At 64.5% G+C, this 1,026-nt stretch carries 1 pseudogene; it reads left to right on the top strand.

From position 1 onward, the window contains the following. Window positions 1–99 precede the first annotated feature (99 nt). Window positions 100–924 (top strand): annotated as a pseudogene (locus ACXN5W_RS30340) (IS5 family transposase); the annotation flags it as partial. Between the last annotated feature and the right edge of the window lie 102 nt (window positions 925–1,026).

The following is a 1,026-nucleotide window of genomic DNA, read 5'->3' as shown; positions in this document are numbered from 1 at the left end:
AGAGACTGTCGGGTAACTGGTTCGGTTCGTTGGGTTATGGCGAGGCACGTCGATGTGGGGTGCTCGACAAATAGATCATCCCCGCCATGATCTTGATGTGTGTGCAACAAAGATCGCGGCGGGGATGACGCCCGCTCATGCTATCCGTCGAGTCTGACCGATGCGATGTGGGCGGTCCTCGCACCGCTGATGCCAGTGCGTGACCTGCGTAAAGGCGGCCGGCCTCGGGTCTACGGCGATCGGTTGATCCTGGACTCGATCTTCTATGTGCTGCGGTCGGGTTGCCCGTGGCGGATGATGCCGGGTGACCTGGCGCCGCCGGACGCGGCGCATCGCTGGTTCACCACGTGGCGCAAGGACGGAACGTGGGACCGGGTGCATGACGAGCTTCGCCGGCGGGTGCGGGTGGCGGCCGGTCGGGAGCCGGAGCCGACCGCCGCCGTGCTGGACGCCCAGTCGATCAAGTCGAGTGAAGGCGGCGAGTCCCGCGGTTTCGACATGGGCAAGAAGACCACCGGCCGCAAACGGCATCTGGTCGTCGACACGATGGGTCTGATCCTGGTGGTGATGGTCACCTCCGCGTCCGTCAACGACCGTCCCGGCGGCCGGCGGATCCTGGCACGACTGGCCGAGGCGTTCACCGCCATCGCCCTCGTGTGGGCCGACGGCGGCTATGCCAACAGCATCGACTCCACCCTGCTGACCTGGGCGAAAGACAAGCTCGGCATTCTGGTGGAGATCGTCAGACGCACCGACGACGTCAAGGGCTTCAAGGTCCTACCGCGCCGATGGGTGGTAGAGAGGACGCTCGGATGGCTGGTCCGTAACCGGCGCCTGGCCCGGGACTACGAACGGCTGACCGTCAACTCGGAGACCATGATCAAGATCGCGATGATTCGGCTCATGACGATACGACTGGCCCGTCAGACGACTCGCTGGAACAACTCCACCGAGCGGCAAGCCGCCCAACGCATCAACGCCGAACGACTTCTCACCACGTAGCTGCCCAGTTACCCGACAGTCTCT

It is taken from the genome of Plantactinospora sp. A48 (assembly GCF_055793945.1).
The sequence above is the reverse complement of the archived record's forward strand: the minus strand, read 5'-3'. Positions and strand labels throughout refer to the sequence as shown.